This is a genomic window from Herminiimonas sp. KBW02, assembly GCF_003852535.1.
Classification (GTDB): Bacteria; Pseudomonadota; Gammaproteobacteria; order Burkholderiales; family Burkholderiaceae_D; genus Oxalicibacterium.
On sequence record NZ_QAJP01000004.1, the window covers coordinates 1,054,747 to 1,080,116 of the forward strand.

Consider the following 25,370-nt stretch of genomic DNA (forward strand, 5'->3'; position numbering starts at 1 on the left):
GCATGACGGCGCGATGACAGCAACAGCCATTAACGCTAATTATTGATGTCGGGTATGGAGTTTTTGATGCGGCAGATACCGGATTGGCGATACCCCAGACAGAAAATAAAGGCCGGAACAGTCCTTAAACTGATCCAGCCTTGTATTCAAAAAAACGAATGAAATTAACGCGATGCCGCGTGTGATTCAAATAGTGGCATGCCGCGCTGTATGCGCATTTGCATATCTTCCAGGAAGGCTGCCGGGCCGTAACCCAGAGTCTGGCCATGCTGTTCGTAGAAGAAAGGACGATTGGTCTTCTGACTGAAATTCATCATCCATTCCAGTTCGCTCTTCTCCAGGTCGCGTCCGCCATATGCCAGACGATAAGCAGGCTGGCCGCGCCAGGTAGTCTGCACAATGATGACACCGAGTTTGGTCGGTTTGAACTCATCCGGGAACGGGCTGCCTTCATCCACCCAGCCGCAAATAAACTGACGGCAAGGCGAATCAGGTCGCGTTTCATAAATGGTGCAACCGCCATCCTTCACAAAATGGCAACGCACGCCAGGCCGCATTTCGTGACCATAAATGGTCGATTTCAGCCAGCCGTCACAGCATGCGGTGCAGTCGCCGCACTCGCGACGTGCAGCGCTGTAGGGCACTGGGCGGACGGGTGCTGCAGGTGCTATTTGTATAACCTTGCCGCAGCATTTTTTGTACTTATTGCCGCTGCCGCAAGGGCAAGGATCGTTTCTGCTCGGTTTCACTGCCTGAACTGCCTTTCATACGATGACCGGATGCTGCGGGGTACTCAACTTGCCTGCATGCATCCACGGTGCGACCCGTCGCCTGTAGCGAACCCGGTCCAGCCCTAGATTATGCACCACCCGGCCATTTTCATGTGCGCGCTCAGCTATTTGCCGTACTTTCCGCCTCCTCTTCCTTGCGGTAAGCCATCCGGTACAACAAGGGCAAGACCAGCAGCGTCAGCATGGTAGACGACAGGATGCCGCCGATTACCACGGTTGCCAGCGGACGCTGCACTTCAGCGCCAGTTCCGGTTGCTATCGCCATCGGGACAAAACCAAGCGAGGCCACCAGTGCCGTCATCAGAACCGGGCGCAAGCGCGTCAAAGCGCCGTCGCGTACTGCCGCCGCCAGCGTATGGCCATCCTCACGCAGGCTGCGGATGAAGGAAATCATCACCAGTCCGTTCAGCACCGCCACCCCGGACAACGCAATGAAACCAACCGCCGCCGATATCGAAATCGGTATGTCCCGCAGCCACAGCGCAATAATGCCGCCGGTCAGCGCAAACGGTATTCCGCTAAAGACCAGCAAGCCATCCTTCATATTGCCGAACATGACAAACAGCAAAGTGAAGACCAGCGCCAGTGCGACCGGAATCACCAGTTGCAGGCGTTGCGTCGCCGATTGCAATTGCTCGAACTGACCACCCCAACTCGTCCAGTAACCGGACGGGATTTTGACTTGCTGCTCGATTTGCTCTTCTGCCTCGGAGACAAAGGTGCCGATATCACGTCCGCGTACGTTCGCACTGACGACAATGCGCCGCTTGCCGTTTTCGCGGCTGACCTGGTTCGGGCCGGGAGCCATATCCAGTGTCGCCACTTCAGACAGCGGGATATAGCTGGTGCGTCCGGCGCCAGCCTGTTCGCGTGGCAACGGCAAAGGCAGGCGCCTGATCGCGTCCAGATCGTTCCGCACTTCTTCCGGCAAGCGAACCAGGATGTCGAATCGACGGTCGCCCTGGAACAGGGTGCCGGCTTCCTTGCCACCTATCGCCGTCGCTACCGTATCCTGCACATCGGCCACGTTCAAGCCATACCGCGCAGTTTTTTCGCGATCGATATTCACGGTCAGCATAGGCAAACCTGTGGTCTGCTCAACCTTCACTTCTGCTGCGCCTGGAATTTTTTCCATCACAGTCGCGATCTTCGCTGCGGTGTCGTTGAGCACATCCATATCATCGCCAAACAATTTAACCGCGACATCGCTACGCACACCGGAGATCAGTTCATTGAAACGCAATTGAATCGGTTGCGAGAATTCATAGTTGTTACCCGGTAGCTGCGCTGCGGTTTTCTGTATAGCCGTCAGCAATTCAGCACGCGATTTTCTCGGTTCCGGCCACTCGCTTTCGGGCTTTAGCATCACGAGGCCATCGGAAATATTTGGCGGCATCGGGTCGGATGCGATTTCCGCCGTACCTATCCGTGAGACGACGCGCCGGATTTCCGGATGCGCTTTCGTCAAGGCGACTTCGAGCTGCTTCTGCATCTCTATCGATTGCGTCAGGCTGGTGCCTGGTATGCGCAGGGACTGGATCGCAATATCGCCTTCGTTCAGGTTAGGTACGAACTCACTCCCCATGCGCGTTACCAGCAATCCGGACAACAAAACCAGCACGCAGGCAAAGGTCAGCACCACAGGCTTGTTACCCATGACGTAGTCCAGTGCCGGCGCGTACCAGCGCTTGGCGGCCTGCATCAGCGCGTTTTCCTTTTCTGCCACTTTGTCGCCGATGAAGAGCGCGACCGCAGCAGGGATAAAGGTGATGGACAAGATCATCGCACCGACCAGCGCAATGACGACCGTAAACGCCATCGGATGGAACATGCGACCTTCGACGCCGCTGAGTGCGAAGATAGGCAGGTACACCACCATGATGATCAGTTGGCCGAAAATCAACGGACGTCGCGCTTCCTTCGCGGCAGCAAAGACTTCCTGGAAACGTTCGCTGCGACTCAGCGAGCGCCCTGCTGCGGCTTGCGCATGTGCCAGCCGCCGTACGCAGTTCTCTACGATCACGACCGCACCATCGACGATGATGCCGAAGTCCAGTGCCCCCAGACTCATCAGATTGGCGCTGACCTTATAGGTGACCATACCGCTGAAGGTAAACAGCATCGAGAGCGGGATCACCATCGCGGTGATCAGTGCGGCGCGGAAGTTGCCAAGGAAGAGGAACAACACCACGATGACCAGCACCGCCCCTTCCAGCAAGTTCTTCTTCACCGTATTGATGGCTTTATCGACAAGCACAGTGCGGTCGTACACGGTCACCGCATGCACACCTTCCGGCAATGTGCGATTGATTTCCACCATCTTCTTGTCCACCGCTTGCGAGACGGTACGGCTGTTCTGCCCGATCAGCATGAAGACCGTGCCCAGTACCACCTCACGCCCATTCTCGGTGGCAGCACCAGTACGCAATTCACGGCCAATCTCGACCGTACCGACATCGCGGATGCGGATCGGCACACCCTGCACGTTACCGAGGATGATATTGCCGATATCGGCAATCGATTGCACCTGCCCGGGCGTACGTATCAGCAATTGTTCGCCGCGTTTTTCGATATAACCTGCACCGACATTGCCGTTGTTCCGTTCGAGCGCGGTAACGATGTCTTGCAGATTTAAACCATACGATGCCAGTCGTTCTGCAACCGGCGCGACCTGATACTCCTTGGCGTAGCCGCCGATAGAGTTGATTTCCGTGACGCCCGGGACGTTACGAAGCTGTGGCTTGATAATCCAGTCCTGGATTTCACGCAGCTCCATCGGCGTATAAGACGAACCATCCGCTTTCTTTGCGCCCTCCTTCGCTTCCACTGTCCACAGGTAAATTTCGCCGAGTCCGGTGGAGATCGGTCCCATGCGTGGCGTCACACCGGCGGGCAAATACTCGCGCGCCTCCTGCAGGCGCTCACTGATCATCTGCCGCGCAAAGTAGATATCGGTACCATCTTCAAAAATAACCGTAATCTGCGATAAGCCATAACGTGACAGCGAACGTGTTTGTTTCAGGTTAGGCAAACCGGCCATCACGGTTTCCAGCGGAAAGGTCACCCTTTGCTCGGTCTCCAGCGGCGAATAACCGGACGCCTCTGTATTGATCTGTACCTGTACATTGGTAATGTCAGGTACTGCATCGATAGGCAGCTTCTGGTAGTTGTAAATTCCTAATGCAGCCATACCGGCCACCGCCAGCATCACCAGCCAGCGCTGCGCAATGGCAAAGCGTATTAAACGTTCAAACATAATCAGGACTCCTTCGCATCAATGCGAGTGTTCGGCGCTGGATTTACCCAATTCCGATTTGATGACGAAGCTGCCGCTGGCCGCGTATTCGCTGCCGGCTTTCAGGCCTTTGCTAATTTCGATGCGCTTGCCGTCGCTGCGCCCGGTGGTCACTTCCTGCGCGACAAAGCCATCCGCGACCTTGATGAAGACGACAGGTTTGTCATTGATGGTTTGTATTGCATCAACCGCCACTGCGACCGGCACCTGCACTTCGTTCGACACAATTTCGACATTCACGAACAAGCCCGGACGCCAGGTGCCTTGCGGATTCGGCAAGGTCACACGTGCATTTGCGGTACGCGTCTGCACGCCCAGCAAGGAACCGACATAAGCAATGGTGCCGGTGGCGCTGGATTCAAACGCGCTGGCTTTTACCGTGACTTTTTCACCCACGCGTACCACGTTCAGATCCTTGGCAGGTACGGCGATATCCGCCCACACCGTGCTCAGGTCGGACAAGGTAAAGACATTGGTATCTTCCTTCACCGCTTCACCCAGCGAGATGTGTTTCTCCACGACGATGCCGTCGAATGGTGCACGTATTTCATAGCGATTGGAGGCGCCTGCCGAACCGGAATCGGCACCGAGGGCAGCCAGTTTCTGACGTGCGTTTTGCACTGCGATTTCGGTTTCATGCAGCACTTGTTGCGCTTGCAGGTAGTCCTGTTCTGCCGAGATTTTTTCCTGCCACAGCTTCTTTTCACGCTCGAACGTCAGCTTGGCAAGCGTCAGGCGCTTCTGCGCAGCAAACAATTCACTGCGCTGTTCCGACAAACCAGTACTGGCGATGACTGCCAATACCTGCCCTTTTTTGACCTGCTGCCCGAGGTTGGCAGGCACGCTTTGCACCACGCCGGCAAGACGCGGCACCACGTGCGCGGTGCGATCCTCATTGAACTGAATTTCACCTGGTAACACCAGGGCCGTCTTGATGTGCGCACCATCGGCAACTTGCAGGCCGATACCAGCCGTCTTGATTTGCACATCGGTCAGGACGATCTTGTTTTCTTCGTCATCGTGACCTTCTGCCTCGGCCTTTGGCTTTTCGTCGTGGTGTTCATCGTCCGCGTGCTTATCTGCATCGGCATGGTCTTTCTTTTCGCTCTTATCCTCTGCATGATGTTCGGTATCGCCATGGCTGTCTGCATGGCCGTGGCCGTCGCCACCCGCACTATTTTTCCCTGGCCACAGAATCAGGCCGCCCAATAAAATCCCGATCGCGACGATGATGGCGATGGCTGTGCTTTGCTTTTTGTTCAGATTGATTTTCATGATGTCGTCTTAAGGCTGGTTCGCGTTGAAGGGCACACCGATGATGCGGTCGATCTCGGCGGCGGCGCTGTGGGCTTCGGATAAGGTACGCAGGTATTGCGATCTGGCTTGCAACAATGTGCGCTGTGCATCCAGCACATCAAGGAAATTGAATTTACCGAACTCAAAACCAGTAGTGGCTGCATCGTAGGCACTTTGCGCACCTGGCAGGATGTCGCGTTGCAAGGTTTCCGCTTCCGTCCGCGTGGTATTCAGCCGTTCGTATGCTTGCGCGAGTTGGCCATCGAGACGGATTTCCGCTGCATTCAGCTCATCCCGCGCTTTATCGACACGGCGCAAGGCTTCCAGGATGTTGCCCTGATTGCGGTCAAACATAGGGAATGGAATCGACAAGCCGACCACCGCCTGGTTGCCGGCATCGCCATTTTTCTTTACGCCCATGCTGACGGTGACGTCAGGAATGCGGCGGCTCTTCTCGACTTCCGCTACTGCTTGCAAGCGTTCCAGCTCGTGCCTTGCGCGTGTCAGCAATGGAGACTGGTTCAGGCGCGCATTCAGTTCAGGCCACTGCGGCAAGGCAGGCAGGCTTTCTACATTCCCCTGCGCCTGCTGAAAACGCGGCACCGGATTGCCCCAGGTTGCAGCCAGACGTTTGCGCGCAATGACGAGTTCGCTTTTAGCCTGGCTGAGTTCAAGGCGTACGTTTGCTTCTGCTACACGGGCCTTGGTTTCTTCGACTGGCGACACCTTCCCAGCTGCAACCCGACGCGACGCCACCAGGCTGCCACGCTGTGCCAGCTGCAAGGAAGCATCGGCCAGGCGCAGCCGTTCTTGTGCATTCAGTACATTGAAGAAAGCGGTGATGACGACAGCGCGTATTTCCGCCCGCTTGCTGCTCAGGTCAGCATAGGCAGTATCGTAAGCACGACTCGCGGCGTTGATACGTGCGGCACGCTTGCCGCCGAGCTCGATCGGCTGGTTTACCTGCCAGGTGGTGGTACGCGTATCACGCTGCGCGCCTTCAAGTTGCACCGACACTTCAGGATTCGGTATCAGCCCGGCTTGTTTGATGGTCGCATCGATAGCGGCCGCTTCATTACGTGCGGCTGATAAATCAGCATTACCGTCCAGCGCCATCCTGAGCGCGGCCTCCAGCGTAATGCCTTCCGGCGGCTCCACGACACGGTTTGCGGTGATGCCGCTCGCAACCGGTTCGTAAATAGTGTCTTGTGCATACGCAGGCTGCAGCGCAAACGCAGCTATGCCCAGCGGCAATAAATACCTGTACATCGAATTCTCCTGTTGATGGGAATGGAATTCGACGGGACGTCAGTGGGTAGAAAAATGAAGGATAGTCCCGTCGAGTCAGACGACGGGATGCCGATCAGGCCGTCTGGGCCCGTCCGGGATATGCGAGGAATAAAGCGGAGGATGTAACTCGGTATGTACTGTCGCTATCGTTGGCAATGCTGGTGGCAATTGCGACAGGAACAAGCCCTGGCTGTCAGGATGATGGAAGTCTTTATGGACTTTCAGCGACTGTGGATTGTCGCCCGGCAGTTCAATATCGTCCTGATGCTTGTGATGGCCGAAGTGCGCGCCTGCCGTGGCATTTTCATGCAGGCAGTAGGCAGCCGCCGCGGCCCAGGTGAACTGGAGCGGCAGAGCTAACAGCATCAGAATGATCAGCAGTTTTTTCACGGTCTGAATCATAACATCGTTTTATTTCAGAAAAAATACAGCACCGGTTAAACCGCACGCAGCAGGCGCAAACCGTTAAAAACAACCAACAGACTGGCGCCCATATCGGCAAACACCGCCATCCATAAGGTCGCTTCACCACCCAGTGCCAGGATCAGGAACACGGCCTTGATCCCCAAAGCCAGCGTAATGTTTTGCATCAACACACCGTGCGTTTTTTTGCTGAGAGCGATGAAATCAGCCAGCTTGCCCAGGTTGTCATCCATCAGCGCGACATCCGCGGTTTCCAGCGCGGTATCTGTACCGGCAGCACCCATTGCAAAGCCGATATCGGCCCTGGCCAGGGCTGGCGCATCGTTAATACCGTCGCCGACCATGCCGACATAAGCATAACGATCACGCAACTCATTGATCGCAGCCAGTTTATCGTCCGGCAATTGATTGCCGCGCACATCGCTGATCCCCACTTTGCTGCCTATCGCTTCCGCAGTGTGCGGATTGTCGCCAGTCAGCATGACGACTTGCACGCCCATTTGCTGCAACTTGCCTACTGCGGCCTGACTGCTGTCACGTATGGTGTCGGCCGCGGCCAGGATCAGCAAGGGCGAGGCACCGGAACCCAGTATCACCGCGGTTTTACCGGTTTGCTCAAATGCGTCCAGCGCCGCCTCCAGCTCGGGGCCGCAAATTCCCAGTTCATGTATCAGGCGATGGTTGCCCAGGTAGTAAGCTTCGCCGTTGATGACGCCACGTACGCCACGTCCGGTCAGTGCCTCAAAGTCACTGACTTCCAGCAGCGCCTCAGGACTTTGTTGCATCTGCCAGTGCGCGACGACGGCCGAAGACACTGGATGATCCGAGCGTTGCGACAGGCTGGCTGCCAGGCGCAGCATCGTGTGCAAGTCGCCTTGCTGTATCTGTTGGGTATCCGTGACGACCGGCTTGCCGACCGTGATGGTGCCGGTCTTATCCAGCGCTACTGCTTTCAGTTTGCGTCCCAGTTCCAGATAGACCCCGCCTTTGATCAGGATGCCGTGCCGTGCGGCCGCGGCCAGCCCGCTCACTACCGTGACAGGAGTGGAAATGACTAATGCACATGGACAGGCAATCACCAGTAATACCAAGGCTTTATAAAGCCACGGCTGGAATGGCTGCGCCAGCAGCAATGGCGGCAACACAGCCACCAGTATCGCCAATACCACAACGATAGGTATGTAGTAGCGCGCAAACTGATCGACAAAACGTTGCGTAGGCGCACGCTCGCCCTGCACTTGTTGCACGCTCTTAATAATGCGCGCCAGCGTCGAATTTGACTGCAAGGCGGTTACACGATAGTCAAAGGTGCCGCGTTCATTGATGGTGCCGGCAAATACCGGGTCGCCACTTTGTTTGGCAACCGGCATGCTTTCGCCCGTGATCGGCGCCTGGTTTACCGTGCTTTGCCCGTCAACGATGATGCCGTCCAGCGGCACGCGTTCACCCGGTTTAACGCGGACCAAGGCATCCAATTGCACCTGCGTGGCACTGAGCGGCAACCATTCATTGTTTGCATTGCGCACGGTCGCCATTTCGGGCGCCATTGCCATCAGCCCTTTGATCGCATTACGTGCACGATCCAGTGACAGGGCTTCTATCATTTCCGCTGCAGCAAACAGGAAGATAACGACTGCGGCTTCCGGCCACTGACCGATCAGCACTGCACCTATCACGGCCAGCGACATCAGGAAGTTCATGTTCAGCGAGAAGTGACGCAAGGCGATCCAGCCCTTCTTCAGCGTATCCAGGCCACCGCTCAGGATGGCGGTCAGCGCCAGTGCGATGACTAGCCACGACGTTTCATTGCCTGTGGTCCAGGCCACGACTTCAGAGCTGATCGCAGTTGCGCCGGAAATCGCCATCAAGGTCCATTTCAATGGTGATATACGATAATCCCCGGACAGCTCTCCGTGATCAGCCAGGCCTTCGCGTGCCAGATTTTGCGTATCGGATTTAACGACCGGATCGAGATCCAGCTTCTTCAATGCTGCCACGATGTCTGCCACTGACGGCAGATTGTGATGCACGGTCAGTTCGCGCTGCATCAGGTTGAATTCCATCGCAACAATGCCCGCCATCTTGTTAAAGCGATCACGGATCAGTTTTTCTTCGGTCGGGCAATCCATTTTCTGGATCAACAGGACAGCCTGTGCAGCGCCGCTGGCCGCAATCGCTGGCTGTACCGTAGCCTGCGCATGAGCATGCTGGTGCTGATGTGAATCGCCGCCCGGTTTATGGTCATGGTCACAACAATGCATAAATCTCTCCTTGCAAAGCACTGGATGCGTCACTATTGTATGCATTAGAAACCCTGTAGCGACTATAGGGTCAAGCACTTATTTGAAGAAGCGTGACAATGCGGGGAATGCCGCTGCAGGAGGATATGCAAATGACTCAGCAAGCTTTGAAGATCGGCGAATTGGCGCTGCAAACCGGTTCTTCGGTAGAAACCATACGGTATTACGAACAGCAAAATCTGTTGCCGCAAGCGTTGCGCTCCGCCAGCAACTATCGCTTATACGGCGACACTCACGTCAAACGCCTGCAGTTCATTCGTCATTGCCGTTCACTGGATATGACGCTGGACGAGATACGCACCCTGCTCAGCTTCCGCGATACGCCGGAAGAAAATTGCGCCGGCGTAAATACCTTGCTGGATAAACATATCGAACACGTATCCCATCGCATCAAGGAATTGAAGGCCCTGCAAACTGAGTTAACACAACTGCGCAGCCGCTGCATGACGACACAAACGGTGGAAGAATGCGGAATATTGCAAGGATTGGCGGATGCGGAAGACAGCGAACCGAAAAACCTCGGCACACATAGCGGCGGATGCCATTGACACTCCGGCCTGATCGCGCGACTAGGCCGGATACCAGAACGCATCTCGCAATTGAGCGGGAGATGCGTTCTGCTTTTTAATTACTTCGCAGCTTCTACCGACAAGGCTTCACCTTCAAGATAGGTGATCTCAACCTGATCGCCGACCTTTACTTTGGACAATACCTTAGGATCTTTCACCTTCAGCGTGTGGGTCTCTTTCACGCCGCGCAAAGTGATCCTGCCTTTCTTTTTATCGATAGCCGTCACATCAGCCACGACCTGCACCTGACGCGCCACCACTACACCTGGTTTTTCACCAGGTTTTGACACGCCTGCCCCTTCGGTTTCGGTACGTTCACGTATGCCATCGCCCTTTTTCTTCAGCTCCAGCAGGACAGCTTCACCGACACGATACACAACCTGATCGCCGGCTTTAATCTGATCGAAATTTTTCACCCGCTTGCCGACCTGTACCACCACTGTTTCACCATTTGCACGCTGTACCGTCATCAGGCGTGTCGCCTGATCAATAGCTGTAATCGTGCCACGTGTGGTAACCGTTTCTCCTATACCCAGACTGTCAGGTTTTTTCACAACCCTGACTTCATCTGTAGTGCCTGGCGCTGCCATCGGTTTGTCCTGCGCGGTAGCCATATGGCCGACGCTGCTGGCAGCCAGCAAGGCGATGCCGATTAAACGTTTCATCATAGAGTTCCCCCTGAAGTTGAACGGATCAGTTGTGCTTGTGGCGCAGATTAATTATTGCTTGCCTGCTTTATCCCATTTCCACTTGCCGCCAACTTTGCAAAACACAACATCATGTGTGCTGTACAGGGTCAGATGACGATTCTCGACTTTGGCCAGACGACAATCGGCACGTCCTTGCGGATCTTTGGCAGGCGTGATGCTGCCGCTGTTCGAAGCTTTAGGATTTTCCCAGGTGACGGCCTTGCCGTCTTCCGCTGTATCGAGTGCCTGATACAGGGTTTTGAACATCAGGTCGGTATCGGCCTTTTTGAACTTGCTGATAGGGGTGTCTTGCAGGAACCTCAGATTCGACTGCGCATAAACAGAAGATACAGCTGCAGTCATCAATATACCGGCAACCAGAAATCGCTTCATATTTGCTCCCTTTAGTAATGATATTGTCGAAAAATGGCGATCTATCGTGCAAACACATAGCTGTACGGGCAGATATTCCGTACAGCTAATATCTCAGTCTTGTGGGTCTATTCTACTCAAGTAATGATTTAATTGTTAAACAATAAATTACAGTCGTTCACTTACAATTCTAATGATTGCGTCTGCAAACAAGAACAACGTCAGCGGTGACATCTGGTCGCATACGAAATTACACCGCCAGGGATCACAAAATTTATACATTCTGTTTATAGATCTGCTGCGTCTTTTTAGAAATTTTTTACGTGCTGACGAATAAGCTGATGCACAAGTTGATGGCTGCACTACGCAGACAACTTCACATCGTTTTATTCAATCAAACCGAAAGGCAGCATGAAAAAATTAATCCTGGGCGCCGCCATCGCAGCAAGCCTTAGCGTCCATATTGCGTACGCAGAGGACAGCAAACCGGACAATGAAGTCAGCTTCAACGCAGCAGCGGTTTCCGACTACCGTTATCGCGGCATTTCGCAAACACGCTTGCAGCCCGCGTTACAAGGCGGCGCTGATTATGTACACAAGCCTAGCGGTTTTTACGCCGGCACATGGCTGTCCACCATCAAATGGGTCAAGGACGGCGGCGGCAGTAGCGATGTAGAAATCGATATCTATGGCGGCAAGCGTGGAGAGATCAGCAAAGAGGTCGCTTACGATTTCGGGGTACTGACTTATATCTATCCTTCGAATGGCCTGCGCCCGAATGCCAACACCACCGAAGTCTATGGCCAGCTCTCCTATGGCCCCGCTTACATCAAGTACTCGCATGCGCTCACTAATTTGTTTGGCTTCGCGGATAGTAAGAACAGTGCTTATCTGGATATAGGCGCCAACGTCGACATCAGCAACGGCTACATTCTCAACCTGCATGCCGGGCACCAAAAGGTTGCCGGCGACAATGCAGGCATCAGCAATGATCGTCTGAGCTATACCGACTGGAAACTGGGCATTACCAAGGACTTCGGCATACTGACAGGCGCGCTGGCCGTCATCGGAACTGACGCCGACAAATCGGTTTACGCATCGCCGGCAAACGGCAAATTCATGGGCAGGAACGCCGTCATACTCTCCATCAGCAAGACCTTCTGATGCGCTGATTGCCAGCTACAGCATGCTCATGCACCGGGGCAAGCTGTAGCCCCGGCAGGAACTGCCGACGGGGAAGTAAGGTCTTAGTATTATCGGGAAACGTTGTCAGCTGTTACAGTCGGTAACAAGGCCGGGTCAACTGCCGTTAGCCGACAGCCGTTTTAGATCCAACAGGACTGAATGCGCAGAAGCGCCTCAAAAAATAGCTGACAGGTGCACAACATGAAAGCTGGCAAAAACACATTCACTACCGTTGTCTCGTCGTCGCTGATCATCAGCTTGCTGGCGCTGGCAGCTTGTAACAAGACACAAGACAGCAAGGCCGCCGATCCGGTCGCCGTCACGCCCTCTCCGCAACTTCCGACAGCCCCCGTTTACACGCCGCCTACTGCCGAGCAACTCACGCAAATGGTGGCGCCGATCGCCTTATTCCCGGACAAGCTGCTGGCGCAAGTACTCGCGGGCGCCCAGTACCCGGATCAGATTAGCGCCGCCAATCTATGGCTGACACAGAATCCGGCACTGAAAGGAAATGCGCTGCAGGATGCAGCCAATCAGCAAGCTTGGGATGTCAGTGTCAAATCACTGACTGCTTTTCCAGCAGTACTGAGTCAGATGGCCAATAATATCCAGTGGACCACCGCCTTGGGCACGGCTTACGCCAATGCGCCCAACGACGTAATGAATGCAGTACAAACGATGCGCCTGCGCGCGCAGCAATCCGGTAATCTGAAAAACAGCAATCGCCTGAAAGTCACTTCCAGCGCACGCCTGGCACCGCCACCTGAGTATGCAGATGACGCCCGTTACTACGCGGTACCACCGCCACCGCAAACCATCGTCATCGAATCCGCACAACCTGATGTCGTGTATGTACCTGATTACAATCCGGCACTGGTTTATGGCGCGCCGATACCGGTTTATCCCAGCTACGTTTATCACCCCGGTTATGGCGGCAATTACATCACTACCGGCATCATTTCCTTCGGCATCGGTGTCATCGTCGGTTCCGCACTTACGCATCATGGCGGCTGGGGCTGGCATTCCTGGGGGATGAACTGGGGCGGTCACGGCCCCGGCTATGGACCCAACTATGGCCCCGGCAATGGCTGGGCACGTCCTGCAGTGACCTATAACAATACGGTTTACGCACCACGTTCCAGTATCACGATCAACCGCAACTACGATACACGCATCACGACCAATAACTTCGGCGACGCCGGTCGTCCGCCAGTCAGCGGTAATGTGCATGACAACGCCAATGACAATCGGCCGAATTTCGGCAATCCGAATCAACACCGACCACCACCAAATAATGGCCCGATGAGCATGCCGCATTTCTCTGCGGCGGACCAACATCCTGGCGCACGTCCGGCAGCACCTGTGCCGACACAGCAGTTCCACGCAAACCGCCCTGCTTCAGCGCTGCCGGCAAGAGAGGAACAACTACGCCAGCGCGAGCGCAGACAGGATAATCGTCCACGCTCGGAGACAGGTGAAAGATTGAATTCCGCCGACATGCAGGGTTCACATTCGCGTCACTCACTTTCTACTGCAGGTCGTCCGCAGACTGCACCTGAGCGCAGCATGGAGCGCATGGAAAACCGTAGCCCGACCAGCTTGCGTTCCGGCGACGTACAGCACAGCGGAATCAATCAGCGGCATGAAGAATTCAGACAGCAATCGCGTCCGGAACCACGCCCTTACAATCCGCCGGCCGCACCACAAATGAATCCGCAGCCGCAAGTACATCAGCAAATGCAGCAGATGCCGCAACCGCAAGCGCCACAGTTCCGTCCAGCGCCGCCACAACAGATGGCGCATCCGCAGGAGCCGCGGATACAAGCACCACGCCCGCCGCAACATATGCAGGAACGAGTGCAGCAGGAACGTCCGCAACAGCATGTGCAAGAGCGGCCTCGCCCTGCACCACGGCAGGAAGAGCACCGCGAAGGGAGATAAGTCTCCGTTGAAGCCCAGGCCAGTTTAACTACCGGTCTGGGTGCATGGGGCGGCTGCTATCATGGCGCTTCTCGCATCACGGTCTATATTCCATATGAATCATCCTTCTGCCAACTGGCAAACGCGCTTTATCCAATTGGCTACCGACGCCGCTGGTGATGACGGTGCACATGACATCAATCACTTGCATCGTGTCTGGCACACAGCAGTAACCTTGCTGGCCGATTATCCGGAAGCGGATGCGTTGGTGGTACAGGCTGCATGTTATCTGCATGACCTGGTAAACCTGCCGAAGAACGATCCGCAACGCCATCTGGCCTCACGCCAGGCGGCTGAACTTGCTTGCCGTGAGTTGGGCGCCATGCACTTCCCGGCAGACAAACTGCCTGCCTTGGCGCATGCCATAGAAGCGCATAGTTTCTCCGCAGCGATTACACCGACTACGATAGAAGCACGCATAGTGCAGGATGCTGATCGGCTGGATGCCCTCGGTGCGGTTGGTTTGGCGCGCTTGTTTTACATCGCAGGACGGATGGGGAGCGAGCTGGCACATCCTGATGATGCTTTGGGTACGCAGCGGGAGCTGGATGACAAGCGGTATGCGCTGGATCATATTGCTGTGAAGTTGGCGACGCTGCCTGCGAGTATGCAGACTGAGGCTGGGAGGAGGCTTGGTCAGGAACGGTTGGAGTGGTTGTATGAGTTTCGGGGGACTTTTTTGCAGGAATGGGACGGGAGGTAATTTTCTCTCTCCGTGGAAAGGTGCGTTGCCGGGGGGCGCCCGGCAAACCAAGTCTGATCGAAGAAAGAACAGTATCAGAACCCTCAGCTCACAAAGGCTGCAACAACCGATACCCCACCGCCGTCTCGGTTAACAAATAACGAGGCTGCGCCGGATCATCCTCCAGCTTCTGTCTTAAATGCCCCATATATATCCGCAAGTAATGCCCACTCTCCGAATGTGATGGCCCCCACACTTCGCGTAGCAGTTGTGGATTGGTCACGACACGCCCGGCATTGGCAACCAGTACGCTCAATAGCCGATACTCAGTCGGCGTCAGATGCACCATCTGATTCGCCTTGGTAACCAAGCGCGCCTTCAGGTCAACTTTGACGTCACCAAAACTGAAACTTCCTTGCGCATCTCCATCCACCCGCCTATGCCGCCTTATCGTCGAGCGCACACGCGCCAGCAATTCTCCGACGCCGAACGGTTTGATCAGATAATCATCAGCACCGGCATCCAGCGCCTTGATTTTGTCACTCTCGCTGACACGTGCTGACAACACGATAATCGGCACCTGCGACCATGCACGTATGTCCGCAATGAAGTTCATGCCGTCGCCATCGGGCAAGCCAAGATCGAGAATGATGAGGTTGGGCTTGCGGGTGCCTGCATCGATCAGACCGCGCTTCATGGTTTCGGCTTCAAACACATGCCAGCCTTCTTCCTCCATCGCGGCACGTACGAAGCGACGAATTTGTGGTTCGTCTTCTACCAGCAATGCTATCGGGACTGATTCACTCATGGTGTCTGATTTGTTATATCGCCTTCTTCCATGTCCGGCATGGCGGGAGGCGTGCCTAAAGGCAGAGTAAAGATAATGGCAGCACCACCTTGCGGCGCGTGTCCGCCACGAATAGTGCCATGATGCGCTTCGATGATCGCACGACAAATTGCCAGGCCCAGACCGACTCCGGGCGTCGCTGACTCCCGTTCGCCGCGCGTGAATTTTTCAAAAATAGTTTCTTCCTGCCCCGCTGGCAAACCAGGACCATTGTCATAGACCATCACGCTCAGATATTGCCCGCTGGTCTCGGCCGCTATCGTGATCTGTGAACCGGGTGGCGTGTATTTACTGGCGTTTTCCAGCAAATTGCATAGCACACGCTCTATCAGCACCGCATCAAAATTAACCAGGGGCAGATCTGATGCCAGTCTGGTCACGACCTGATGCTTGCCCAGCAGCGATTGCACTGCGCGCAGTGCACTGCCGACGACTTCCTCGAACTGCTGCCACTGCAGGTTCAGTTTCACTTCACCACTCTGAATACGGGCCATATCCAGCAGATTGGTAACCAGATTTCCCATGCGCAAAGCCTCGTCGTGCAAGGCATGCGCCAGCTCCTGCTGTGCCTTGCCCAACTCAGGTTTGGATAGTGTCAGAGATTCGGATAAGCCAACCAGCGCCGTCAAAGGTGTGCGCAAATCATGCGATATCGCCGCCAGCAAGGAGTTACGCAGGCGCTCCGACTCCATACGTAGCAAGGCATCCTGCGCCACTTCAATGTAATGCACACGTTCCAGTGCGATCGCGGCCAATGCGGCAAAGGTGTCCAGCTGCCTGCGTTGCTCCGGAACCAGCATCCAGCGCCGGTTATCCGGCTTGATCGCCAGCACGCCACGGGTCCGCATAGGTGCGACCAAGGGCAGGTAAAAGTACGCGCTGGCGGGTAAAGTATCCGTGCCCATGCCCGCAGGCGTCGCGCGATCAAATGCCCATTGCGCGATGCCGGGATCGATTTCATTGCTTTGCGTGGTTTGCAGTTTCGCCTCGTCATTCGGCAACAGCAGGATGGCGCGGGCACGAAAGGTGCGCTGGATGAAGTTTTGCGTGGTTTCGAATACCTGCTCTGCTTGCAAGGCACTCGAGAGCTCACGTGCGAATTCGTACAAGGCACGCGCCCTGCCTTCCCGCTGTGCCGCTATTCTGGCCTGGAAGCGCAAGCCTGAAGTCAATTGCCCGACGATCAGACCGACCACCAGCAAGACGGAGAAAGTCACCAGGTACTGCACATCGCTGACCGCGAAGGAAAAGCGCGGCGAGACAAAGAAGAAGTCGAATACGGCAACGCTGAGGAAAGCGGCGAGCACCGCCGGCCCGCGCCCGAAGCGTACCGCGATCAGGACTTCTGCCAGCAGAAATAACATGACGATGTTCGCCAGATCCAGGTGCTGCATCATCGGCGTCGTTACCAGTGCGGTCAGGATACAAATCGCCACTGTCCACACATAAGGCAGGTAGGCCGACTTTCCGCTTGCCACTGCCTCGTCATCCTGCGCTACAGCTTTAGCAGGCGTTTTGCCAGCAACGCTTGCACGTTCCTGCCGCTCACCAGTTTCGATCAAGTCGATATCCGGCGCATAAGTGGCAATGCGCTGCGCATGTGCTTTGCGCCACGGCCAGCGGTTGTGATTGCGACCGAGCGTGATGCGTGAGAAGTTGTGGCTGCGTGCATAGCTGACAATTTCATGCGCGATATCGCTGCCGGGCAAGACCGCGGTCGTCGCTCCCAGGTCTTGTGCCAGCTTCAATGTCTTCAGGATACGTTCACGCTCGGACGATGCCAGGCGTTGCAATTGCGGGGTCTCTACATATACGGCATGCCACTGCGCATTCAACTGGCTGGCCAGTTGTGCCGTGCTGCGGATCACATGTTCGGCGCCGGTGCGCGGCCCTATGCAGGCGAGCAAATCAGAATCGGTTTTCCATACTGCATTGATGGATTTTTCGATGCGATACGCCTGTACATCGTCTTCGATCCGGTCTGCAGTGCGACGCAAGGCCAGTTCGCGTAACGCAATCAGATTGCCTTTGCGGAAGAAATTACGCGATGCGCGCTCGGCTTGCTGCGGCTGATAAACCTTACCTTCCTTCAGTCGCGCCAGCAAATCGTCGGCCGGAATATCTACCAGCACGATTTCATCGGCCTGATCGAATACGGTATCCGGCAGCGTTTCTGCCACCCGTATGCCGGTGATGCCGCCGATGACGTCGTTCAGGCTTTCCAGATGCTGTACATTGACCGCCGTAAACACGTCTATGCCTGCACCCAGCAATTCCTCTACATCCTGCCAGCGTTTCGGGTGCCTTGAACCCGGCGCATTGGAATGGGCCAGTTCATCGACCAGGATCAGAGCCGGTTTGCGCGCCAGCGCCGCATCAATATCGAACTCGGCGATGGTTTTGTCGCGATAGGCGATTTCCTTGCGCGGCAGGACTTCCAGTCCATCCAGAAAAGCGGCCGTTTCCTTGCGCCCGTGCGTTTCCACCAGGCCCACCACGACATCGCGCTTTTCCGCCTGCATGCTGCGGGCGGCGTTCAGCATTGCGTAGGTCTTGCCCACCCCGGCTGACGCCCCGAAGTAAATCCGTAATTTGCCACGCGACGCGCGCCTTTCCTGCGCCTGCATTTGCGCGAGCAAGGTGTCAGGATCGGGGCGTTGGTATTCGCTGGATGGCATGTAAGGTCTGACTATGATGTGACGTCGATTGTGACACATTCGGATGCTGCTTACGCAACACCCGAACTATACTTAATTGCTGCCGCTCATGCGTTTCAGCGCTGATCCAGTGCCAGATTCAGCGCCAGTACGTTCACGCGGTTTTCACCGAAAAATCCCAGGTACTGTGGCTGGCTGATGCGATCCACGATGGCTTTGACCTTTTCCTCGGTCAATTGACGTACTCGTGCTACCCGCGGTATCTGATAGTAGGCAGCAGCGATGCTGATTTCGGGATCGAGACCGCTACCGGATGCAGTGACCAGATCCACCGGCACCGCAGCCGTATTACCCGGATCGGCAGCTTTCAAAGCCTCGATCCGGCCTTTCACCGCATCCAGCAATGCCGGATTGGTCGGGCCCAGATTGGAGCCGCCAGAAGCAGCTGCGTTGTTTGGCATCGGCGCCGTTGCCGAAGGACGTCCCCAGAAATACTGCGGCGAACTGAATGCCTGGCCTATCAGGCTGGAACCGACAGCAGTACCATTTTGCGTAACGATGCTGCCTTCGGCCTGGCTGGAGAAAGCCAGCTTGCCGATGCCGGTTACTGCATACGGATAAATCACGCCGCAAATCAAAGTCAGCATCGCGAAGATGACCAGGGCCGGACGAAAAGTGGATTTCATAATCTTATTTCCTTAAACGAGGTGTAGCAGGCTCAGAATCATGTCGATCAGCTTGATGCCGACAAACGGCACCAAGATCCCGCCCAGGCCATAAATCAGCATATTGCGACGTAGCAGCGATGCCGCACCGACCGCGCGATACTTCACGCCCTTCAATGCCAGCGGTATCAACACCACAATGATCAGCGCGTTAAAAATCACGGCAGACATGATGGCCGACGACGGGCTGCTCAGTTGCATGACGTCCAGTGTTTTCAGCTGTGGATAGGTGCTTACAAAAGCAGCCGGAATAATGGCGAAGTACTTGGCCACGTCATTCGCAATCGAAAAGGTTGTGAGCGAACCGCGCGTCATCAGCATTTGCTTGCCGATCTCGACGATCTCCAGCAACTTGGTCGGATTGGAATCCAGATCAACCATATTGCCGGCCTCTTTCGCCGCCTGCGTACCCGAGTTCATCGCCACCGCCACGTCAGCTTGCGCCAGCGCCGGAGCGTCATTGGTGCCGTCACCCGTCATCGCGACCAGCCGGCCTTGCGCCTGGTAATCACGTATCAGTTTAAGTTTGTCTTCCGGTGTGGCTTCTGCCAGGAAGTCATCGACGCCAGCTTCCGCCGCAATTGCGGCCGCTGTCAGTTTGTTGTCGCCTGTGATCATCACGGTTTTAATACCCATGCGACGCAGCTCGGCGAACCGTTCCTTGATGCCGCCCTTGACGATATCCTTCAGCTCCACCGCCCCCATCACACGACCGTCGTCGACGACTACCAATGGCGTGCTACCGCGACGTGAGATGTCATCCACCATGCGTGCAACTTCTTCCGGGAAACTGCGACCGAGTGCTTCCACATGCTTTTTCACTGCATCGACCGAACCTTTGCGGATAGCGCGATCACCAAGGTCGACGCCGCTCATCCTGGTCTGTGCACTGAAGTGCACGAAACTCGCCTGCAAGGCAGCGATATCGCGTTCGCGCATATTGAACTTCTGTTTGGCCAGAATCACGATGCTGCGACCTTCCGGTGTTTCATCTGCCAGCGAAGCCAGCTGTGCAACGTCGGCCAGCTGTATCTGCGTCACGCCAGGTGCCGGATAGAATTCGGACGCCTGGCGATTACCCAGGGTGATGGTGCCGGTTTTATCCAGCAGGAGCACATCCACATCGCCTGCCGCTTCGACCGCACGGCCAGACGTGGCAATCACATTTGCCTGCATCATGCGGCTCATGCCAGCCACGCCGATGGCGGATAACAAACCGCCTATGGTGGTCGGAATCAGGCACACCAGCAAGGCGATCAGCACCGTGATCGTGATCGGCGAACTGGCTACGCCCGCCGCCTGCGCCATTTCTACCGAGAACAAAGACATAGGCAACAAGGTCACAGTCACCACCAGGAACACGATACTCAAGGCCACCAGCAATATCGTCAGTGCGATTTCATTTGGCGTCTTTTGACGTTTGGCCCCTTCGACCATCGCGATCATGCGGTCGATGAAGGCTTCGCCCGGATTCACCGCTATCCTGACCACCAGCCAATCGGACAAGACGCGCGTACCGCCGGTGACAGCTGAAAAGTCACCGCCGGATTCGCGGATTACGGGCGCGGATTCGCCTGTGATCGCACTTTCATCGACCGACGCCACACCTTCTATGACTTCGCCATCGACCGGGATCACATCGCCCGCTTCTACCAGCACCGTATCGCCTTTACGCAAGTCGGCTGGCGATGCTGGCAACCAGCTAGTACCGTGTTTCGGTGTTGCCAGCTTCTTCGCCAGCACGGTTTGCTTCAAGGCGCGCAGCGATGCCGCTTGTGCCTTGCTGCGACCTTCTGCCAGCGATTCGGCGAAGTTGGCAAACAGCACCGTGAACCACAGCCATACGGTAGCGGCAAGAATGAAGCCCGGGCTGGCTTCGCCCTGCCCGGTAATCGACTGGATGAACAACAGCGTGGTAATGATGCTGCCGACATACACAACAAACATCACAGGACTGCGCAATTGCGTGCGTGGATGCAGTTTTTTGAACGAATCGACGATGGCCGGACCTATCAGCTTGCTATCGAATAGCGACAGGTTCTTGCGCGTCATGCTGGCTGCCTTGGTTTCTGACATACGCATAATGGTTTCTCTTTGCTTGTTATTTAAAAAGTTGCAGATGCTCGACCACTGGCCCCAGCGCCAATGCAGGTACATAGTTCAGGACACCGACCAGCAAGACGGTACCGACCAGCAAAGCGATGAATAAGGGGCCATGCGTAGGCATGGTTCCGGCATTGACTTCCAGCCGCTTCTTCGCTGCCAGCGAACCGGCAATTGCCAGCACCGGCACGATCACGGCAAAACGTCCGAACCACATCGCTATGGCCAGCATCACGTTATAGAAAGGCGTGTTGGCCGACAGTCCGGCAAACGCACTGCCGTTGTTATTCGCTGCGGAGGTGAATGCATACAACACTTCAGAGAATCCATGCGCACCCGGATTCAGAATGCCGGCCTTGCCCGGCTCTACCGCCACTGCAATCGCCGTACCCAGCAAGACCAGGCAAGGCGTCACCAGTATCACCAGCGATGCCATCTTCATTTCATAAGCCTGGATTTTCTTGCCGAGATACTCCGGTGTACGACCTATCATCAGGCCAGCGATAAATACCACCAGGATGGCAAATATCAGCATTCCGTATAAACCCGTGCCGACGCCGCCAAACACAACCTCACCCAGTTGCATCAGCACGGTCGGGATCATGCCGCCCAACGGCGTAAAGGAATCGTGCATGGCATTCACTGCACCGCATGAAGCCGCCGTGGTAACAGCTGCGAACAAGGCGGAGGCACTAATACCGAAGCGAGTCTCCTTGCCCTCCATATTGCCGCCCGCCTGCAACAGGCTCGCCCCCTGATCCACGCCCAGTGCTGCCATGCCCGGATGTGCCTGTTGCTCGGCCCCCATCACGACCGCAGTCAGTACGACAAACAGCAAAGTCATCGCGCCGAGGATGGCCCAACCCTGGCGCATATCACCGACCATGCGGCCGAAGGTAAAGCACAGCGCAGCCGGGATCAGGAAGATCGCCAGCATCTCCAGCAGATTGCTGAATGCAGTCGGGTTTTCATAAGGATGCGCCGAGTTCGCATTGAAGAAGCCGCCACCATTGGTGCCCAGCATCTTGATTGCTTCCTGCGAAGCGACCGGCCCCATTGCGATGGTCTGGGTTTTGGCGGTCAGCGTTTCCAGTACCGGCGCCCCCTGTGCATCGAGCACAGGCTGGCCGTCAGCGTTAACTTGCGGCTGCTGGTAAGTAATCGGATCAATCAGCGCGACTTCCTTATAGGCAGAGAAGTTCTGCAGCACGCCCTGACTCATCAGGATGACCGCCACGATCACGGACAAAGGCAGCAATACATACAAAGTGGAACGCGTCAGATCGACCCAGAAGTTGCCGATCGACTTGACCGAACGATGGCTGAAGCCGCGTATCAAGGCGTAGATCACCGCAATACCGGTCGCAGCGGAAAAGAAGTTTTGTCCGGTCAGCGCCAGCATCTGCGTCAGATAACTCATCGTCGATTCGCCGCCGTAGCCTTGCCAATTGGTATTGGCAACAAAGCTGACAGCAGTATTGAACGATGAATCCGGGCTGACGTTAGCGAATGCCTGCGGATTTAAAGGCAGCCAGGCTTGCAGACGCTGCACTGCATAGACAAATAACGTGCCCAGCACATTAAAGACCAGTAAGGCGATGGCATAAGCTTTCCAGCTCATTTCGGTTTGCGCATTGCTACCGGCCAGCCGGTACAGAAACTGTTCGAACCGTGCGAGCCAGCCCAGGCCGCGTATAGGCGCCGTACCGCCGACTTTAGCCAGATAGGTACCGAGCGGATATGCCAGCACCAGCAAGACCAGCAGGAACACTGCCAGCAAAATGACAGATTGCGTGCTCATTTACAGATCCTCCGCATGCAGCAAGGCTGCCAGCAGATACACCAGGATAGCGACGGCAACGACCGCGCCCACGATATAAAACATATTCATGAGCGCTCTCCCAACCGCTCTCCCAACTTGTCGCAGCCGCTAGCGTAGGCGCAAGTAAGACCAAACAGCACCGCAATCGCGGCAATAAATACAATGTCCATCCATCTTCCCCATACAGGTTGTTGATGAATAGAAGCGTAGTCTTATCAATCTAAAAAATTCGTAAAGACTAGTCGTGCTGGTGTAAACAAGGTGTAAAAATTGCGTGGGGGAGACGGGGAATGGCTACGCGCAGGATGCGCGTTGGAAGAGTGACCGCAACACCCTGTGCACAAGGGCGCTGCGGAATGAAGCAGATGTGCGATCAGTTGAAGTAATTGCGGCGATTCTTTTCGCCGACCTCGATTTTGCCGACCATGCCGGCTTCAAAATGGCCGGGAATCAGACAGGCAAAATCAAAGTGGCCCGGACGATTAAAAGTCCAGACGATTTCCTGAATACCGCCCGGCTTTACATGTGCCATATAGGGGGCTTCATGCGCCATCGTCGGATACTTGTGCATCATGGCCGCATGTTGCTGCAATGACGCCATCGTCCCCAGGACGACTTCGTGCATCATCTTGCCTTTATTCTTAACTACCAGCTTGACGGTTTCGCCTTCCTTGACCTTGATCCGGGTCGGGGTAAAACGCATATCGTCGTTCATGATTAACTTGATGGTTCTGTGTACCCTGGCCGGATCACCAGCTATCCCAAATTCTTTCTGCTCAGCCTTGCTCGCATCGAATGCCGGTTTGGTGTGCGCGTCATCGTGTGCCTGAACTACGGACGAAGCGAACAGCAAAGCTGCCAACATCAATTTCTTCAATTTCTATTCCTTACAATTGCTTTAACTCATGGTTCGCATTGCTTTTGAAACACTGACTGTCAGTCCTTCAACAGCGCGCAGATGATACATGAAGGCGGCGATTTGAGTCAGATGATGATGGCTATTTCAGATATGAACGGAGGACAGTAACGACCTGTTCCAGATCGGCCTGACGTTCCTCTTCAGAAACAACGTTTGCGCCCAGATGCTCACGAATATGACTCTCCAGCACTTCACCCATCAAGCCATTGGCCGCGCCCCGTATCGCGGCAATCTGCTGTAACACCGCACCGCAATCACTGGCGCCATCCAGCACCTTCTCGAGCGCCTCAACCTGCCCTTTCATGCGGCGCACACGCGCCAGCAATTTCTTGTTTCCATGGGTATGTGACATTTGCAAACATCCTTTCAGACAGCCTGTTAATATACTGGGGTATAGTATATTAAATTTCCTGCCTAAGACATATGAACACTCCCAAAACCACGCCACAGGTCCCGGCGCATCTGGTGCACGAACACATCTTCAATCGTGGCAATCCGATAGCGGAAAAGAAAACAGCATGGGCCTTGCTGCTCACTACCGTCATGATGGTGGCCGAAATCATCAGCGGCTACGCCTTCAATTCCATGGCCTTGCTGGCCGATGGCTGGCATATGAGTTCACACTCGGTCGCCCTTGGTCTCGCCGTCATGGCCTACGTACTGGCGCGGCGTTATGCGAATGATCAACGTTTTGCCTTCGGCACCTGGAAGATAGAAATTCTGGGCGCGTACACCAGCGCCCTGCTGCTCCTGCTAGTGGCGGCACTGATGCTGTATCAATCGATAGAACGCCTGATTAACCCGACCGCTGTGCACTACGACCAGGCCATTGCCATCGCCATCATCGGTTTGCTGGTCAATCTGACTTGCGCCTATCTGCTGAAAGGCGATCACTCGCACGGCCACGATCATCATCATGGTCATGACCACGGCCATACGCATGACGACCATCATCACGACCTGAACCTGCGTTCGGCCTACATGCATGTGGTGGCTGATGCAGCCACATCAGTGCTCGCCATCATCGCCCTCTTCGGCGGCAAGCTATGGGGCGCAAGCTGGCTGGATCCGGTGATGGGCATTGTCGGTGCGGGACTGGTAGCGATCTGGGCTTACGGCCTGATACGGGATAGTGGTCGTGTCTTGCTGGATGCAGAAATGAACGCGCCGGTGGTAGAGGAAATACGTGAAGTCATTGCTGCCAGCCCCATCGCGGCGACTATTTGCGATTTACATGTGTGGCGGGTTGGCAAGCAGACCTATGCCTGCATACTGACCTTAGTGGTGCGGGAGGATGTAGGGCCGGATTACTTCAGGCAGCAATTGGCAGTGCATGAGGAGCTGGCGCATATTACGGTGGAGATTGTGCGGGTTTGATACTGTTTGCTCTTCGTGGAAAAGTGCGTTGCCGGGTGTGGCCCGGCA

21 protein-coding genes and 1 pseudogene are annotated in these 25,370 nt (G+C 55.5%); 5 read left to right on the top strand and 17 right to left on the bottom strand.

Going from position 1 to position 25,370, the window contains the following annotated elements; genetic code table 11:
• Positions 1–164: 164 nt before the first annotated feature.
• The 7 genes and pseudogenes from DBR37_RS17195 to DBR37_RS09220 form a co-directional block, all read right to left on the bottom strand.
• A complete protein-coding gene (locus tag DBR37_RS17195; RefSeq protein WP_233588321.1) occupies positions 165–644 on the bottom strand; it encodes a hypothetical protein in 480 nt (159 codons plus the stop codon).
• A gap of 36 nt (positions 645–680) precedes the next feature.
• Positions 681–749, bottom strand: a pseudogene (locus DBR37_RS17410) (SEC-C metal-binding domain-containing protein); the annotation flags it as partial.
• Positions 750–891: 142 nt separating this feature from the next.
• Entirely contained in the window at positions 892–4,047 is a 3,156-nt protein-coding gene (locus DBR37_RS09200; RefSeq protein WP_124574122.1) for a CusA/CzcA family heavy metal efflux RND transporter, read from the bottom strand.
• 18 nt (positions 4,048–4,065) lie between these two features.
• A complete protein-coding gene (locus DBR37_RS09205; protein WP_124574123.1) occupies positions 4,066–5,361 on the bottom strand; it encodes an efflux RND transporter periplasmic adaptor subunit in 1,296 nt (431 codons plus the stop codon).
• Between the two features lie 9 nt (positions 5,362–5,370).
• The gene (locus tag DBR37_RS09210; RefSeq protein WP_124574124.1) at positions 5,371–6,651 is read right to left on the bottom strand and encodes a TolC family protein; all 1,281 of its coding nucleotides are present in this window, start codon (positions 6,649–6,651) and stop codon (positions 5,371–5,373) included.
• Between the two features lie 75 nt (positions 6,652–6,726).
• Positions 6,727–7,062: a cobalt-zinc-cadmium resistance protein gene (locus DBR37_RS09215; RefSeq protein ID WP_233588322.1), complete on the bottom strand. Its 336-nt coding sequence runs from the start codon at positions 7,060–7,062 to the stop codon at positions 6,727–6,729.
• A 47-nt stretch (positions 7,063–7,109) separates the two neighbouring features.
• A complete protein-coding gene (locus DBR37_RS09220) occupies positions 7,110–9,356 on the bottom strand; it encodes a heavy metal translocating P-type ATPase (protein WP_124574126.1) in 2,247 nt (748 codons plus the stop codon).
• 131 nt (positions 9,357–9,487) lie between these two features.
• On the opposite strand from DBR37_RS09220, the gene cadR reads away from it, so the two are divergent.
• On the top strand, positions 9,488–9,943 hold the full coding sequence (gene cadR / locus DBR37_RS09225) for a Cd(II)/Pb(II)-responsive transcriptional regulator (protein ID WP_124574127.1): 456 nt from the start codon (positions 9,488–9,490) through the stop codon (positions 9,941–9,943).
• A gap of 80 nt (positions 9,944–10,023) precedes the next feature.
• On the opposite strand, the gene DBR37_RS09230 is transcribed toward cadR, so the two are convergent.
• Both DBR37_RS09230 and DBR37_RS09235 read right to left on the bottom strand, forming a co-directional pair.
• Positions 10,024–10,632 (bottom strand): hypothetical protein, encoded by a 609-nt coding sequence (locus DBR37_RS09230; protein ID WP_124574128.1) that lies wholly within the window; start codon positions 10,630–10,632, stop codon positions 10,024–10,026.
• A 51-nt stretch (positions 10,633–10,683) separates the two neighbouring features.
• The gene (locus DBR37_RS09235) at positions 10,684–11,046 is read right to left on the bottom strand and encodes a hypothetical protein (protein ID WP_124574129.1); all 363 of its coding nucleotides are present in this window, start codon (positions 11,044–11,046) and stop codon (positions 10,684–10,686) included.
• A 390-nt stretch (positions 11,047–11,436) separates the two neighbouring features.
• On the opposite strand from DBR37_RS09235, the gene DBR37_RS09240 reads away from it, so the two are divergent.
• The 3 genes from DBR37_RS09240 (at position 11,437) to DBR37_RS09250 (ending at position 14,893) form a co-directional block, all read left to right on the top strand.
• Positions 11,437–12,189, top strand: a complete 753-nt coding sequence (locus DBR37_RS09240; RefSeq protein ID WP_124574130.1) for a TorF family putative porin — start codon at positions 11,437–11,439, stop codon at positions 12,187–12,189.
• A gap of 222 nt (positions 12,190–12,411) precedes the next feature.
• Positions 12,412–14,151: a DUF3300 domain-containing protein gene (locus DBR37_RS09245; RefSeq protein ID WP_124574131.1), complete on the top strand. Its 1,740-nt coding sequence runs from the start codon at positions 12,412–12,414 to the stop codon at positions 14,149–14,151.
• Positions 14,152–14,245: 94 nt separating this feature from the next.
• Positions 14,246–14,893: an HD domain-containing protein gene (locus tag DBR37_RS09250; RefSeq protein WP_199739071.1), complete on the top strand. Its 648-nt coding sequence runs from the start codon at positions 14,246–14,248 to the stop codon at positions 14,891–14,893.
• A gap of 88 nt (positions 14,894–14,981) precedes the next feature.
• Here the strand turns inward: DBR37_RS09250 and kdpE are convergent, their stop codons facing one another.
• From kdpE to DBR37_RS09290, 8 genes are all read right to left on the bottom strand, one after another.
• Positions 14,982–15,680 carry a two-component system response regulator KdpE gene (gene kdpE / locus DBR37_RS09255; protein WP_124574133.1) on the bottom strand — a complete coding sequence of 233 codons (699 nt, stop codon included), beginning with the start codon at positions 15,678–15,680 and terminating at the stop codon, positions 14,982–14,984.
• Entirely contained in the window at positions 15,677–18,397 is a 2,721-nt protein-coding gene (kdpD, locus tag DBR37_RS09260) for a two-component system sensor histidine kinase KdpD (protein ID WP_124574134.1), read from the bottom strand. Before kdpD ends, kdpE begins: the two co-directional genes overlap by 4 nt.
• 95 nt (positions 18,398–18,492) lie before the next feature.
• Complete coding sequence (gene kdpC / locus DBR37_RS09265; protein WP_124574135.1) at positions 18,493–19,062, bottom strand: potassium-transporting ATPase subunit KdpC; 570 nt, start codon at positions 19,060–19,062, stop codon at positions 18,493–18,495.
• A gap of 12 nt (positions 19,063–19,074) precedes the next feature.
• Positions 19,075–21,183, bottom strand: a complete 2,109-nt coding sequence (kdpB, locus tag DBR37_RS09270; protein ID WP_370454239.1) for a potassium-transporting ATPase subunit KdpB — start codon at positions 21,181–21,183, stop codon at positions 19,075–19,077.
• 19 nt (positions 21,184–21,202) lie between these two features.
• A complete protein-coding gene (kdpA, locus tag DBR37_RS09275) occupies positions 21,203–23,005 on the bottom strand; it encodes a potassium-transporting ATPase subunit KdpA (protein WP_124574136.1) in 1,803 nt (600 codons plus the stop codon).
• Positions 23,006–23,095: a K(+)-transporting ATPase subunit F gene (kdpF, locus tag DBR37_RS09280; protein ID WP_124574137.1), complete on the bottom strand. Its 90-nt coding sequence runs from the start codon at positions 23,093–23,095 to the stop codon at positions 23,006–23,008.
• Between the two features lie 304 nt (positions 23,096–23,399).
• Positions 23,400–23,891, bottom strand: coding sequence for a plastocyanin/azurin family copper-binding protein (locus DBR37_RS09285; protein WP_124574220.1), 492 nt, complete (start codon positions 23,889–23,891; stop codon positions 23,400–23,402).
• 133 nt (positions 23,892–24,024) lie between these two features.
• Positions 24,025–24,297 (bottom strand): metal/formaldehyde-sensitive transcriptional repressor, encoded by a 273-nt coding sequence (locus DBR37_RS09290; protein ID WP_124574138.1) that lies wholly within the window; start codon positions 24,295–24,297, stop codon positions 24,025–24,027.
• Positions 24,298–24,368: 71 nt separating this feature from the next.
• On the opposite strand from DBR37_RS09290, the gene dmeF reads away from it, so the two are divergent.
• Positions 24,369–25,322, top strand: a complete 954-nt coding sequence (dmeF, locus tag DBR37_RS09295) for a CDF family Co(II)/Ni(II) efflux transporter DmeF (protein WP_124574139.1) — start codon at positions 24,369–24,371, stop codon at positions 25,320–25,322.
• The last annotated feature ends 48 nt before the right edge of the window (positions 25,323–25,370 follow it).